The organism is Kitasatospora sp. NPDC049258 (genome assembly GCF_040678895.1).
GTDB lineage: Bacteria > Actinomycetota > Actinomycetes > Streptomycetales > Streptomycetaceae > Kitasatospora.
Genome location: NZ_JBFAQT010000022.1, coordinates 39,475 through 53,225 on the forward strand (window position 1 = coordinate 39,475; position 13,751 = coordinate 53,225).

Genomic DNA, 13,751 nt, shown 5'->3' on the forward strand with positions numbered 1-13,751 from the left:
TGGGGGGGTTATGGAATACGTGATCCTTGCCGTAGTCATCGCCGTGGTCGCCGTCGGCGCGATCACAGGTCTCGTCGTCACCGGCAGACGACGCAAGCAACTGCCCCCGCGGGCCGAGACCCCCGTCGTCACCGCTCCCGCCCCCGAGGCGCCGGAGGCCGTCGAGGAGCCGGTCGCCCAGGCGCCACCGACCGAGACAGCGACCGGGGCACCGACCGAGGCACGGGTCGAGGCCGTCGAGGCGCCCGAGGCGGAGGTGCCGGTCGAGGAGGCCCTCGCCCCGCCCGCCGTCGAGGTGCCCGAACCCACCGCCGGCCGGCTGGTGCGGCTGCGCTCCCGGCTCTCCCGCTCGCAGAACACGCTGGGCAAGGGCCTGCTGACGCTGCTCTCCCGGGACCGCCTCGACGAGGACACCTGGGAGGAGATCGAGGAGACCCTGCTCACCGCGGACGTCGGGGTGGCCGCCACCCAGGAGCTGGTGGACAGCCTGCGTACCCGGGTGAAGGTGCTCGGCACCCGCACCCCGGCCGAGCTGCGCAGCCTGCTGGCCGAGGAGCTCACCGGGCTGATCGGCACGGAGGCGGACCGCTCGTTGAAGACCGCCAAGCACGAGGACGGCCGCCCGGCCGTCGTCCTGGTGGTCGGTGTCAACGGCGTCGGCAAGACCACCACCTCGGGCAAGCTCGGCCGGGTCCTGGTCGCGGACGGCCGCAAGGTGGTGCTCGGCGCCGCCGACACCTTCCGTGCCGCCGCCGCCGACCAGCTGCAGACCTGGGGCGAGCGGGTCGGCGCGCAGACCGTCCGCGGCCCGGAGGGCGGCGACCCCGCCTCGGTGGCCTTCGACGCGGTCAAGGAGGGCATCGCCGAGGGCGCGGACACCGTGCTGATCGACACCGCCGGCCGGCTGCACACCAAGACCGGCCTGATGGACGAGTTGGGCAAGGTCAAGCGGGTGGTGGAGAAGCACGGCCCGGTGGACGAGGTGCTGCTGGTGCTGGACGCCACCACCGGGCAGAACGGGCTGGTGCAGGCCCGGGTCTTCGCCGAGGTGGTCGACATCACCGGCATCGTGCTGACCAAGCTGGACGGCACCGCCAAGGGTGGCATCGTGATCTCGGTCCAGCGCGAGCTGGGCGTGCCGGTCAAGCTGATCGGGCTCGGCGAGGGGGCGGACGACCTGGCGCCGTTCGAGCCGGCCGCCTTCGTGGACGCGCTGATCGGCGACTGACCGGCCGGTCCAAGGCTCCGGGCCGCCTCCCCGCCGGGGAGGCGGCCCCTTCACATTCCCCCGGTGGCGGCACCCGGTCCGCCCGGTGGATCAGGAGGCCAGCCAGGCCGGTTCGGCGCTGCGGGTGCGGCTGCGGTGGCAGGCGTAGGCGAGGGTGCCGAGCAGCAGCCGGGCCTCCGGCGGGCAGGCCGCGCTCTCCCGGGACGGGCGGCGCAGCCAGCGCATCGGGCCGAGGCCCGCCAGCACGGTGGGCGGCGCCGCCAGGTAGCCGCCCTCGCCGTGGCAGGCCAGGTCGAGCGCGGCGTCGTCCCAGCCCATCCGGTACAGCAGTTCGGGCAGCCGCTCGGCGGTGCCGGGGGCGACGAGGAACAGCAGCCGACCGGTCGGGGCGGCCAGCACCGGGCCGACCTGGGTGCCCATCCGCTCCAGCCGCACCAGGGCCTGCAGCCCGGGCTGGGCCGGCACGTCCAGCACGTCGAAGTGGCGCCCGGTCGGCAGCAGCAGCGGCGCACCGGCCACGCAGCGGCCGGCCAGCTCCTGCGCGGTGGTGCCGGCGGGCAGTTCGGGACCGACGGCGTCGTGCAGGCCCGGCGCCGCGCAGTACGGCGCTGCGCAGCCGCACCCGGCCCCGCCCGGGGCGGGCCCCGCGGCCGCGGTGCCCACGGCGACCGTCCAGCCGAGCCGGCCGGTGTACTCGGTGGCCGCCTGGAGCGAGGTGGCGCGGGTGCGGCGGATGCCCAGCGGTGTCGACCACAGGGTGCCCAGCCGGAGATCGCCGAACAGGTTGTCCATGCCTCCCCCAACAGGTTGGGATTGCCGGTGGTTACGGGATCGTGACAATGCGTCAATGGTGCGGTGTGGTGCGCGTGGTGCGTTGGCGGCGCGCAGCGGACGCCGTGCACCAATTCGGGTGGCGCGGGCCAGGAGCCGCCTTGCACCGGTCCGCCGGATGCCGGATCGTCGTTGCTGCACGGGGTGCCTCCGTCGTCTCCGAGGCCGGCAATGCGCCGATCCCTCGCGGAAGTTGGCCGCATGCGGCGGCGAATGGAGCGACCCCTGTCGGTACCGGCATGTGCCGGTGTCACGCCGGGCCGGCTACCAGTGAACCGCTGACAGTGCGTGCGTAGTTCACTCGTAGGGGTGGCGAAAGGTGGCGTTTCCCGAGCCATGCTCCCCCGGATGGCGGATGGAGCGTTACGTTCGGCACACGGAAAGCAATGAACCGGTCACTTCGGTGGCCGGGATCGAGGCATGGCAAGGCAAGAGGCACCGCAAGGCACGGCACGTCGAGCAAGAGCCCGCGACCGTCGGGCACACGATCGGGGCCCCGACCGGGGCCGGGCGGGATGGGGACGTTCGCATGGGAGACAAGCAACCGAACGAGAAGCTGAGCTCGTGGTTCACGCGCAGCGGCTGGTCCAAGGGCGAGTTGGCCCGCCAGGTGAACCGTCGGGCCCGGCAGATCGGCGCCCATCACGTCAGCACCGACACCTCCCGGGTGCGCCGCTGGCTCGACGGCGAGCAGCCGCGCGAGCCGATCCCGCGGATCCTGTCCGAGCTGTTCTCCGAGCGGTTCGGCTCGGTGGTCTCGGTGGAGGACCTCGGACTGCGCGCGGCCGTCCCGGTCTCCACCGTCGGCGGCGGCGTCGACCTGCCGTGGAGCGGCGAGCAGACCGTCCAGCTGATCAGCGAGTACTCCCGCAGCGACCTGATGCTCAACCGCCGTGGCTTCCTGGGCACTTCGCTCGCCCTGACGGCCGGTGCCGCGCTGATCGAGCCGATGCAGCGCTGGCTCACCCCGGGCCCGGGCGGCGCCCCGATGCCGATCCTCACCGCCGCCAACGGCGGCGAGCCGCACACCGGCCGGCTCTCCGAGCCCGAGCTCCAACTGCTGGAGCAGACCACCGAGATGTTCCGCCAGTGGGACGCGCAGAACGGCGGCGGTCTGCGCCGCAAGGCCGTGGTCGGCCAGCTGCACGAGGTCACCGACCTGCTCCAGGAGACCTACCCCGAGCAGACCACCCGCCGGCTCTTCCGGCTCACCGCCGAGCTGGCCCACCTGGCCGGCTGGATGTCGTACGACGTCGGCATGCACCCCAGCGCCCAGAAGTACTACGTGCTGGCCCTGCACGCCGCCAAGGAGGCGGGGGACCGCCCGTTCGGCGCGCTGATCCTCACCGACATGAGCCGCCAGATGATCCACCTCAACCGGGGCGAGGACGCCCTGGAGCTGATCCACCTCGCCCAGTACGGCAGCCGCGACACCGCCGGGCCGCGCCAGCAGGCCCTGCTGTACGCCATGGAGGCCCGCGCCTACGCGACCATCGGCGAGGTCAACCGCTGCGCCCGCGCCGCCCGGCTGGCCGAGGACACCTTCAGCGACTGCCGGCCCGGTGACGGCACCCCGGACTGGCTCAAGTTCTTCTCCGAGGCCGAGCTGAACGCGGAGAACGCGCACTCCTTCCGCGACCTGGCCTACCACTCCACCCGCAGCCCGCTCTACGCCTCGATGGCCTCCCCGGTGATGGAGCGGGCGGTCGACCTGTTCCGGCAGGACGGCGAGCACGTCCGCTCGTACGCCTTCAACCTGGTGGGCATGGCCAGCGTGCACCTGCTGCAGGGCGAGCCGGAGCAGGCCGCGGTGATGTGCGAGCAGGCGGTGGACATCGCCAAGAAGGTCCGCTCGGAGCGGCTCAACACCCGGGTGCGCAAGACCTCGGAGGCGGCCACCCGGCAGTACCAGGGGGTCCCCGAGATCTCCCGGCTGGCCGAGCGGGTGGTGCAGGACATCCCGGAGTTCGCCGCCACCGCGGTCTGAGCCGGCCCCGCCACCCGCACACCCACCGATTTCCGGCCAGCGCCGGACCGGACTCCGACCGTGGAGGCCGCCGCAACTCGCATCCGCACGGGCTCCCCCGCCCCCGCAGCGAGTCGGCCTCCACGGTCGGTGACGTCCTGGGCACAACCCGTCCGCGCGGCCGCACGGTATCGCAAGATCTGTCATGGCACGGCCGTAGTTCACGTCCTCGTAACGCGCGCGTCAACCACGTCACTGTGGTGAAACACCGAGCCGCATCGGCCGAAACCCGTCTTCGGCACTCTCCTCTCATCGCCGACACCCCGGGTGGCACGGGACAGGGATCCCGGGTGTGGAGCGGCTTTCATTCCAGAGGAGACGCCGATGCCGGACGGCTTCAGCGCGGGCGATACCGCCTTTGTGTTCATCTGTGCGGCCCTGGTCATGTTGATGACCCCGGGTCTGGCCTTCTTCTACGGAGGCATGGTCAGGGTCAAGAGCACACTCAACATGCTGGTCATGAGCTTCATCTCGCTCGCGATCGTCAGCGTGCTCTGGGTCCTCTACGGCTACACGCTGGCCTTCGGCCCCGACGCCGGTGCGGGTCTGATCGGCAACCTGGACTTCCTCGGGATGCGCGGCATCGGGCTCAACGACCTCACCGGCACCATTCCGGTCACCGCGTTCTCCGCCTTCCAGCTGATGTTCGCGATCATCACCCCGGCGCTGATCAGTGGTGCGGTCGCGGACCGTACCAAGTTCACCGGCTGGGCCCTGTTCGTGGCGCTCTGGGTCACGATCGTCTACTTCCCGGTCGCGCACTGGGTGTTCTTCTTCGACGGCGGCAACGGCGGCTGGCTGGGTGACCGCAACGGCGTGATCGACTTCGCCGGCGGCACCGCGGTGCACATCAACGCCGGTATGGCGGGCCTCGCGCTGTGCCTGGTGCTCGGCAAGCGGATCGGCTTCAAGAAGGACCCGATGCGGCCGCACAGCCTGCCGCTGGTGATGCTGGGCTCCGGTCTGCTGTGGTTCGGCTGGTTCGGCTTCAACGCCGGCTCGGCGCTGGCCGCCAACGGCGTCGCCGGGATGGCCTTCCTGAACACCCAGATCGCGACCGCCGCGGCCGTCCTCGGCTGGCTCGCCTACGAGAAGATCAAGCACGGCGCGTTCACCACGCTGGGCGCCGCCTCCGGCGCGGTGGCCGGTCTGGTCGCGATCACCCCCGCCTGCGGCTCGGTCTCGCTGCTCGGCGCGATCGCCATCGGCCTGATCGCCGGCGCCGCCTGCGCCGCCGCGATCAGCCTCAAGTACCGCTTCGGCTTCGACGACTCGCTCGACGTGGTCGGGGTGCACGCGGTCGGCGGCATCATCGGCTCGCTGGCCATCGGCTTCTTCGCCACCGGCCACGTCGGCCAGAGCGCGCAGGGCCTGTTCTACGGCGGCGGCCTCGGCCAGCTCGGCAAGCAGGCGATGGGCGTCGCGGTGGTCGCCGTCTACTCCTTCGTCCTCTCCTGGCTGCTCGGCCAGGCCATCCACAAGACCATCGGCCTGCGGGTCTCCGAGGACGTCGAGGTGGCCGGCATCGACCAGGCCGAGCACGCCGAGTCCGCGTACGACTTCAGCGCGGTCGGCGCCAGCCTCGGCCGGGCCACCGCCACGGCTCCCACCACCACCGCCACCGCCCGGAAGACCGAGGTCGACGCCTGATGAAGCTCATCACCGCAGTCATCAAGCCGCACCGCCTGGACGAGGTGAAGGACGCCCTGCAGGCGTTCGGGGTGCACGGCCTGACCGTCACCGAGGCCAGCGGCTACGGCCGGCAGCGCGGCCACACCGAGGTCTACCGCGGCGCCGAGTACACCGTCGACCTGGTCCCCAAGGTCCGGATCGAGATCCTGGTCGAGGACGACGACGCCGAGCAGCTGATCGACGTCGTGGTCAAGGCGGCCCGGACCGGCAAGATCGGGGACGGCAAGGTCTGGTCCGTCCCGGTCGACACGGCGGTCCGGGTCCGGACCGGCGAGCGCGGGCCCGACGCGCTCTAGCATTCAGCACTATCGGCCCTAGGCGGACCTGCTCCCAGCAGGTCCGCCGCAGGCGTATCCGGCATCGTCGCCGAAAGCGCGTCCGGCACTGTCGCCGCAGGCGTACCAGGCACCGCTTGCTCCACGGATGGGGACCACGACGTGACCACGACCGAAACCCACCCCTGTGACCCGGCCCGCCCGGGCGACCACGCCGCCGACCGCGCGCGGCTGCTCGCCGACCCCGCGCTGTCCGGTGCCGAACGCCGCACCGCACTGGCCGGACTGACCGACCGCTGGCTCGCCGGACTGCACCGCAAGGCCGGCGCCCCCGCCGGCACGGCGCTGGTCGCGGTCGGCGGCTACGGCCGCGGCGAGCTCTCCCCGCGCAGCGACCTGGACGTGCTGCTGCTGCACGACGGCGCGCTCGACCCCGAGCTGCCGGACCGCCTCTGGTACCCGGTCTGGGACTCCGGCGCCGCCCTGGACCACTCGGTGCGCACCCTCGAGGAGGCCCGCGCGGTCGCCGCCGAGGACCTCAAGGCGCAGCTCGGCCTGCTCGACGCCCGGCACGTGGCCGGCGACCCGGAGCTGACCGCTCAGCTGCGCTCCGCCGTGCTGGCGGACTGGCGGGCCGACGCGGCCAAGCGCCTGCCCGACCTGCACGAGCTGGGCCGGGCCAGGGCCGAGCGCCACGGCGAGCTCGCCTTCCTGCTGGAGCCGGACCTCAAGGAGGCCCGCGGCGGGCTGCGCGACGTGGTCGCGCTGCGCGCCATCGCCGCGACCTGGCTGGCCGACGCCCCCCGCGACGGGCTGGACGCGGCCGCCGCCCGGCTCGCCGACGTCCGCGACGCGCTGCACCTGGTCACCGGCCGGGCCACCGAGCGGCTCAGCCTGCAGGACCAGGACCAGGTCGCCGCCCGGCTGGGCGTGCTGGACGCGGACACCCTGCTGCGGCAGGTGTACGAGGCCGCCCGCACCATCGCCTACGCCGGGGACGTCACCTGGCGCTCGGTCGAGCGGATACTGGCCGCCCGCGCCAACCGCGGCCGGCGGATCTCCCGGCTGGCGTTCCCGTTCAGCGGCGCCGGCCGGACCGGCGGTGCGGTGGCCAAGGGCGCGGTCGAGCGCCGTCCGCTGGCCGAGGGCGTGGTCGAGCACGAGGGTGAGGCGGTCCTCGCCCAGGGGGCCCGCCCCGCGCAGGACCCGGTGCTGCCGCTGCGCGCGGCCGCCGCGGCCGCGCAGGCGGGGCTCACCGTCTCGTACGCCACCGTGCGGCGGCTGGCCGCCGAGACCAGGCCGCTGCCGGTGCCGTGGCCGGACGAGGCCCGCGAGCAGCTGGTCACCCTGCTCGGCGCGGGGGAGGCCTGCCTGCCGGTCTGGGAGGCGCTGGAGGCGGAGGGCCTGATCAGCCGGCTGCTGCCGGACTGGGAGCGGGTCCGCTGCCGGCCGCAGCGCAACGCGGTGCACCGCTGGACGGTGGACCGGCACCTGATCGAGACGGCGGTGAAGGCCGCCGCGATGACCCGCCGGGTGGCCCGGCCGGACCTGCTGCTGGTCGCGGCGCTGCTGCACGACATCGGCAAGGGCTGGCCCGGGGACCACTCGGAGGCCGGCGAGGTGATCGTCCGCGACGTGGCCGCCCGGATGGGCTTCGACCGGGCGGACACCGAGACCCTCGCGCTGCTGGTGCGCCACCACCTGACCCTGGTGGACACCGCCACCCGCCGGGACCCGGACGACCCGGCGACCGTCGAGCTGATCACCAAGGTGGTCGGCACGCTGCCCCAGCTGGAGCTGTTGCACGCGCTCACCGAGGCCGACGCCACCGCGACCGGCCCCGCTGCCTGGAGCGGCTGGCGGGCCTCGCTGGTGGCCGGCCTGGTGGCGCGGGCGGCCGCGCAGCTGGCGGGCGGCGGCGGCTTCCCGGCCGAGGCCGAGCCGACCGTGGACGAGGAGCGGCTGGCCGTGGAGGCGGCCCGCACCGGCGGCCCGGCGCTCGCGCTGCACGCCGAGACCGACCACGGGTCGCCGGCCACCGAGCCGATGGGCGTCGAACTCACCCTGGCGATCCCGGACCGGCCGGGCCTGCTGGGCACGGTCGCGGGGGTGCTCGCCCTGCACCGGCTGCGGGTCCGGGCGGCGAGCCTGCGCGAGCTCGACCCGGTCGGGGCGGGGCCGGTGCTGCTGATCTCCTGGACGGTCGCCGCCGAGTACGGCGAGCTGCCGGAGACGGCCAGGCTCCGGGCCGACCTGCGGCGGGCGCTGGACGGCTCGCTGGACGTCTCGCGCAAGCTGGCCGAGCGGGACGCCGCCGCCCCGCGCCGCCCCGGCATCGCCACCCCGCCCCCGGTGGTCGCGGTGGCACCGGAGGCCTCCCGCAGCGCCACCATCCTGGAGGTGCGGGCGCACGACGCCCCCGGGCTGCTGCACCGGATCGGCCGGGCGCTGGACGGGGCCGGGGTGCGGGTGCGCACCGCGCACGTCTCGACCCTGGGCGCGGACGCGGTGGACGCCTTCTACGTGACGGACGCGGCCGGGCTGCCGCTGGGCGCCGAACGGGCCAGGGAGGTGGCCAGGGCGGTCCAGGAGGCGCTCGGCTGACCCCGCCGGGCCTGCCGGACGCAGGCCTTCCGGGGGCCCGGCCACCGGGGTGGAGACCGCAACCGGACCGGGCGGATACCCTGGGGGCGACGACAGTACCCGTACCGATGCCGCAAGGGACCCGCGACCGACGTGTTCGACACTCTCTCCGACCGCCTCGCAGCGACGTTCAAGAACCTCCGGGGCAAGGGCCGCCTCAGCGAGGCGGACATCGACGCCACCACGCGCGAGATCCGGATCGCCCTGCTGGAGGCGGACGTCGCGCTCCCCGTGGTGCGGGCCTTCATCAAGCAGGTCAAGGACCGCGCGCTCGGTTCCGAGGTCTCCGGCGCGCTGAACCCGGCCCAGCAGATCATCAAGATCGTCAACGAGGAGCTCGTCAACATCCTCGGTGGCGAGACCCGTCGCCTGCGGTACGCCAAGACCGGGCCGACCGTGATCATGCTGGCCGGTCTGCAGGGTGCCGGTAAGACCACCCTGGCGGGCAAGCTCGGCCACTGGCTGAAGAGCCAGAAGCACACCCCGCTGCTGGTCGCCTGCGACCTCCAGCGCCCGAACGCGGTCACCCAGCTCGGCGTGGTCGCCGAGCGGGCCGGGGTGGCCTTCTACGGCCCCCAGCCGGGCAACGGCGTCGGCGACCCGGTGCAGGTGGCCCGCGACTCGATCGAGTACGCCAAGCAGAAGCAGTTCGACGTGGTCATCGTCGACACCGCCGGCCGCCTGGGCATCGACGCCGAGCTGATGCAGCAGGCCGCGGACATCCGCGCCGCCGTCAACCCGGACGAGGTCCTCTTCGTGGTCGACGCGATGGTCGGCCAGGACGCGGTCACCACCGCGCAGGCCTTCCTCGAGGGCGTCGACTTCACCGGCGTGGTGCTCTCCAAGCTGGACGGCGACGCCCGCGGCGGTGCCGCGCTCTCGGTGGCCCACGTCACCGGCCGGCAGATCATGTTCGCCTCCAACGGCGAGAAGGTCGACGACTTCGACGCCTTCCACCCGGACCGGATGGCCTCGCGCATCCTCGGCATGGGCGACATGCTCAGCCTGATCGAGAAGGCCGAGCAGACCTTCTCCCAGGCCGAGGCCGAGAAGATGGCCGCCAAGCTGCAGGGCGGCGGCAAGGACTTCACCCTCGACGACTTCCTGGCCCAGCTGGAGCAGGTCCGGAAGATGGGCTCGATCTCCAAGCTGCTCGGGATGCTGCCCGGGATGGGCCAGATCCGGGACCAGATCAACAACATCGACGACAAGGACGTCGACCGCGTCGGCGCCATCATCAAGTCGATGACCCCGGCCGAGCGGACCGACCCGAAGCTGATCAACGGCTCGCGCCGGGCCCGTATCGCCAAGGGTTCGGGCGTCGGCGTCGGCGAGGTCAACAACCTGGTCGAGCGGTTCTTCGAGGCGCGCAAGATGATGTCCGCGATGGCCTCCGGCAAGGGCATCCCCGGCATGCCGGGCATCCCCGGGATGGGCGGCGGCGGCAAGAAGTCCGCGAAGAAGGCCCAGCCCGCCAAGGGCCGCAAGAAGTCCGGCAACCCGCTGAAGCGGGCGCAGGAGGAGGCGGCGGCCGCCGAGCGCCGGGCGCTCGGGCCGGGCACCCCGCAGGCCCCGGCCCCGGGCGGCGCGTTCGGCCTGGGCGCGGGCAAGGGCCCGTCCGACTTCGAACTGCCCAAGGAGTTCCGGGACCTGATCTGACGGTCCGTGCCGCCGGCCCGCCACCCTCGCGAAGGGTGGCGGGCCGGTGTCGTTCGGGCGCCGCCGCGGCAGGGCGCCGAGCCAACCGCACGGGTGACCGAGGATGGCCGATGATGGTCCGATGCGAGTGAGGATCCGGGCGCCGAGGCCCGCAGACGCTGGACCGTACGCCGAGGCGGTGCACCGATCCGCCGAGCACATCGGCCGGTGGAACCCGGTCGAGCCGGACGGGCTGCCCGAGCTGCTCGAACGTCAGGGCCCGGGGCTGCGCACCTTCCTGATCGAGGAGGCCGAGGGCGGGGGCCTGGTCGGCAAGTGCAACGTGGCCAACATCGTGATGGGCCGGTTCTGCAACGCGGCCCTCGGCTACGACTCCTACCTGCCGTTCGCCGGGACGGGGCTGATGACCGAGGGCATGCGGCTGGTGGTCGGCCGCTGCTTCGCCCCGCTCGAACACCGCGGGCTGGGCCTGCACCGGCTGGAGATCAACGTCCAGCCGGACAACGAGCGTTCGATCGCGCTGGCCCGCCGGCTGGGCTTCCGGCACGAGGGCTTCACCCCGCGGATGCTGTACCTGGCGGGGGCGTGGCGGGACCACGAGCGGTTCGCCCTGACGGCCGAGGAGTGGGACTTGCCGGCGCAGGACTGAGGGGCCCCGGGGGGCGGTCGGGCAGGTGCCCCGGCCGGGGCACCACCCCCCCGGCTGCTCAGCGCGGCTGTTCCGCCACCACGTAACGGAACAGGTTGGCCATCCGGACCGAGCCGTCCGCCTGCACGTACGGGTGCAGCGCCTCCTCCAGCTCCTTGCCGACCAGCGCCCGCCCGGAGTCCTCGATCGCGCTGTCGAACAGCCCGGTCGACAGCATCCCGCGCACCGCGCTCTCCAGGTCCGGGTAGGCGAACGGGCAGTGCACCCGGCCGCTGCCGGCCGGCCGCAGGCCCGCGCCGCCGAGCAGCTGCTCCAGCGCGCCGGGGCCGCTCAGCGCGAACGGCGCAGGGGCCGGTGTACGTACGGACAGGCGGCGCGCGACGTCCAGTGCGCCGGCGCTCTCGCACCGCTCCGGCGGCCCCCAGGAGGCCAGCACCAGGTGCCCGCCCAGCATGGTCAGGGCGGCCGCCTCGGCGACCAGGCGGGCCGGGTCGCGGACGTAGGGGAACTGCTCGAAAACGGTGACCAGCGAATGGGCCGCCCGGGGGATGCCGTACGCCGACCGGGTGAGGCGCCGATCGGCCTGCGCGGCCCCCGCGGACTCGGTCAGCACCCGCAGTCCGCGCCCCTCGGCGAGCTCCCGCAGCTCCGCCTCCGGCTCCTGTCCGCAGACCTGCGCGCCGCGCTCCTCGGCCAGCAGCAGGGCCAGCCCCGACCGGCACCCGAGGCTGAGCACGCTGGTGGCCGGTCCGACCTCCAGCCGCTCGAAGACCGCCTGGTAGAGCGGCACCAGCATGCGTTCCTGGATCTCCGCCCAGTCGCGCGCCCGGCCGTTGGACCCCGCCGTGCCGTGAGTGTCGGGGCGTTGCGCGGTTGTGCCGGCCACATGCGCTGAAGCCATCGCGGCCTCCCATCCGGTTCTGGATTCCGATGTCTGCATCGGCGTCTGTTTCGGTGTCTACGGCTCCCCCCGATGACCCCGCCCCGCCTCCAGCGAACAGCGGTCGGGGCCCGGCGTCCAGAGGGGTGCGAGCAGGTATCCGCGCGCTGCGGTGGTGCGCCGGTGGGATGCGCCGGTCCGAGCCCGCCGCGCTGCCCGCCCGTTCGGCAGGTAAACCGATTCACGGTCGGCGGCCCGGGCCCCGTACCATCTGCCCCATGGCTAAGGCACCCGTTCTCACCCCCCAGGCGGACGACTTTCCCCGCTGGTACCAGGACCTCATCAACAAGGCTGAGCTGGCCGACAACGGTCCGGTGCGCGGCACCATGGTCATCCGACCGTACGGCTACAGCCTGTGGGAGCGGATGCAGCAGGAGATGGACGCGCGGATCAAGAAGGCCGGCGCGCAGAACGCCTACTTCCCGATGTTCATCCCGCAGTCCTACCTGACCCGGGAGGCCGAGCACGTCGAGGGCTTCGCCCCCGAGCTCGCGGTGGTCACCCACGGCGGCGGCAAGCAGCTGGAGGAGCCGGTCGTCGTCCGGCCCACCTCCGAGACGATCATCAACGAGTACTTCTCCAAGTGGATCCAGAGCCACCGCGACCTGCCCCTGCTGATCAACCAGTGGGCCAACGTGGTCCGCTGGGAGCTGCGGCCGCGCGTCTTCCTGCGCACCACCGAGTTCCTCTGGCAGGAGGGCCACACCGCGCACGCCTCGTACGAGGACGCGCGGGACTACGCCTCGCGGATCCACACCGATGTGTACGGCGACTTCATGACCAACGTGCTGGGCATCGACGTGGTGCTCGGCCGCAAGACCGCCAAGGAGCGGTTCGCCGGCGCGATCAACACCCTCACCCTCGAAGCCATGATGGGTGACGGCAAGGCCCTGCAGATGGGCACCAGCCACGAGCTGGGCCAGAACTTCGCCAAGGCCTTCAACACCACCTTCCTGTCCGGCGGCGACCAGCGTGACCACGTCTGGCAGACCTCCTGGGGCGTCTCCACCCGCATGGTCGGCGGCCTGATCATGTCGCACGGTGACGACAACGGCCTGCGGGTCCCGCCGCGGCTGGCCGCCGTCCAGGCCGTCGTCCTCGCCATCAAGGGCGACGACGCGGTGCTCGCCAAGGTCCGCGAGATCGGCGCGCAGCTGGAGGCCGTGGGCATCCGGGTGGTGGTCGACGACCGCACCGACACCCCGTTCGGCCGCCGCGCGGTGGACTGGGAGCTCAAGGGCGTGCCGCTGCGGATCGAGGTCGGCCCGCGCGACCTGGAGAACGGCACCGCGATGCTGGCCCGCCGGATCGCCGGTGGCAAGGAGCCGGTGGCCGTGGACTCCCTGGCCGCACTGCTGCCCGGGATCCTCGAGGAGGACCAGGCGCTGCTGCTCCGTCAGTCCCGCGAGCGCCGCGAGTCGCGCACCGTCGACGTCAAGAACCTCGACGAGGCCGTCGAGGCCGCCGCCACCGGCTGGGGCCGGATCTCCTGGGCCGAGCTCGGTCCGGAGGGCGAGGCCAAGCTGGCCGAGCAGGGGGTCTCGGTGCGCTGCATCGTCGCCGCGGACGGCTCCGTGCCGGCCACCGACGACCAGGACGGCAACATCGCCATTGTGGCGCGCGCTTACTGACGTACCGGATATTCCGGACGAATTCGCCGCCTCGGCGATGTGCGGGTGGACGACTCGCACATCACCGGGGCGGCGGTCCGGAGTGCGGTCGTGGAAGCGGCTTCCGGAAGGGGCCGTGGAAGTGGCAACCGGAAGGGGCCGTGGAAGTGGCCCCGGGGGGCGGGTCGGTGGCCGGAG

Annotated in this window: 10 protein-coding genes; 8 read left to right on the plus strand and 2 right to left on the minus strand. The window is 73.2% G+C overall.

The window, feature by feature from the left end:
• Window positions 1-10: 10 nt before the first annotated feature.
• On the plus strand, window positions 11-1,228 hold the full coding sequence (gene ftsY / locus AB0K43_RS19925; RefSeq protein ID WP_363641468.1) for a signal recognition particle-docking protein FtsY: 1,218 nt from the start codon (window positions 11-13) through the stop codon (window positions 1,226-1,228).
• Between the two features lie 90 nt (window positions 1,229-1,318).
• Here the strand turns inward: ftsY and AB0K43_RS19930 are convergent, their stop codons facing one another.
• Complete coding sequence (locus AB0K43_RS19930) at window positions 1,319-2,020, minus strand: bifunctional DNA primase/polymerase (protein ID WP_363641470.1); 702 nt, start codon at window positions 2,018-2,020, stop codon at window positions 1,319-1,321.
• Between the two features lie 568 nt (window positions 2,021-2,588).
• Between AB0K43_RS19930 and AB0K43_RS19935 the strand changes: the two genes are divergently transcribed.
• The 6 genes from AB0K43_RS19935 to AB0K43_RS19960 all read left to right on the plus strand — a co-directional run bounded on the left by AB0K43_RS19935 (window position 2,589) and on the right by AB0K43_RS19960 (window position 11,003).
• Window positions 2,589-4,046 (plus strand): hypothetical protein, encoded by a 1,458-nt coding sequence (locus AB0K43_RS19935; protein WP_363641472.1) that lies wholly within the window; start codon window positions 2,589-2,591, stop codon window positions 4,044-4,046.
• 363 nt (window positions 4,047-4,409) lie between these two features.
• A complete protein-coding gene (locus tag AB0K43_RS19940; protein ID WP_363641474.1) occupies window positions 4,410-5,735 on the plus strand; it encodes an ammonium transporter in 1,326 nt (441 codons plus the stop codon).
• Window positions 5,735-6,073 (plus strand): P-II family nitrogen regulator, encoded by a 339-nt coding sequence (locus AB0K43_RS19945; protein ID WP_363641476.1) that lies wholly within the window; start codon window positions 5,735-5,737, stop codon window positions 6,071-6,073. The genes AB0K43_RS19940 and AB0K43_RS19945 overlap by 1 nt, the downstream gene beginning before the upstream one ends.
• A 141-nt stretch (window positions 6,074-6,214) precedes the next feature.
• Window positions 6,215-8,656 carry a [protein-PII] uridylyltransferase gene (locus AB0K43_RS19950; protein WP_363641478.1) on the plus strand — a complete coding sequence of 814 codons (2,442 nt, stop codon included), beginning with the start codon at window positions 6,215-6,217 and terminating at the stop codon, window positions 8,654-8,656.
• Window positions 8,657-8,788: 132 nt separating this feature from the next.
• On the plus strand, window positions 8,789-10,354 hold the full coding sequence (gene ffh, locus AB0K43_RS19955) for a signal recognition particle protein (RefSeq protein WP_363641480.1): 1,566 nt from the start codon (window positions 8,789-8,791) through the stop codon (window positions 10,352-10,354).
• A gap of 121 nt (window positions 10,355-10,475) precedes the next feature.
• Window positions 10,476-11,003, plus strand: a complete 528-nt coding sequence (locus AB0K43_RS19960; RefSeq protein ID WP_363641482.1) for a GNAT family protein — start codon at window positions 10,476-10,478, stop codon at window positions 11,001-11,003.
• Window positions 11,004-11,061: 58 nt separating this feature from the next.
• Here AB0K43_RS19960 and AB0K43_RS19965 read toward each other — a convergent pair whose 3' ends face one another.
• Complete coding sequence (locus tag AB0K43_RS19965) at window positions 11,062-11,904, minus strand: methyltransferase domain-containing protein (RefSeq protein ID WP_363641484.1); 843 nt, start codon at window positions 11,902-11,904, stop codon at window positions 11,062-11,064.
• 257 nt (window positions 11,905-12,161) lie between these two features.
• Here AB0K43_RS19965 and proS point away from each other — a divergent pair, with 257 nt between their 5' ends.
• On the plus strand, window positions 12,162-13,574 hold the full coding sequence (proS, locus tag AB0K43_RS19970; RefSeq protein ID WP_363641486.1) for a proline--tRNA ligase: 1,413 nt from the start codon (window positions 12,162-12,164) through the stop codon (window positions 13,572-13,574).
• Window positions 13,575-13,751: the final 177 nt, after the last annotated feature.

Bases quoted from the DNA above. Each gene is read 5' to 3' on its own strand.
- AB0K43_RS19960 (WP_363641482.1), top strand. From the start codon at position 10,476: ATGCGAGTGAGGATCCGGGCGCCGAGGCCCGCAGACGCTGGACCGTAC.
- AB0K43_RS19935 (WP_363641472.1), top strand. From the start codon at position 2,589: ATGGGAGACAAGCAACCGAACGAGAAGCTGAGCTCGTGGTTCACGCGC.
- proS (WP_363641486.1), top strand. From the start codon at position 12,162: ATGGCTAAGGCACCCGTTCTCACCCCCCAGGCGGACGACTTTCCCCGC.
- AB0K43_RS19930 (WP_363641470.1), bottom strand. From the start codon at position 2,020: ATGGACAACCTGTTCGGCGATCTCCGGCTGGGCACCCTGTGGTCGACA.
- AB0K43_RS19945 (WP_363641476.1), top strand. From the start codon at position 5,735: ATGAAGCTCATCACCGCAGTCATCAAGCCGCACCGCCTGGACGAGGTG.
- ftsY (WP_363641468.1), top strand. From the start codon at position 11: ATGGAATACGTGATCCTTGCCGTAGTCATCGCCGTGGTCGCCGTCGGC.
- AB0K43_RS19940 (WP_363641474.1), top strand. From the start codon at position 4,410: ATGCCGGACGGCTTCAGCGCGGGCGATACCGCCTTTGTGTTCATCTGT.
- AB0K43_RS19965 (WP_363641484.1), bottom strand. From the start codon at position 11,904: ATGGCTTCAGCGCATGTGGCCGGCACAACCGCGCAACGCCCCGACACT.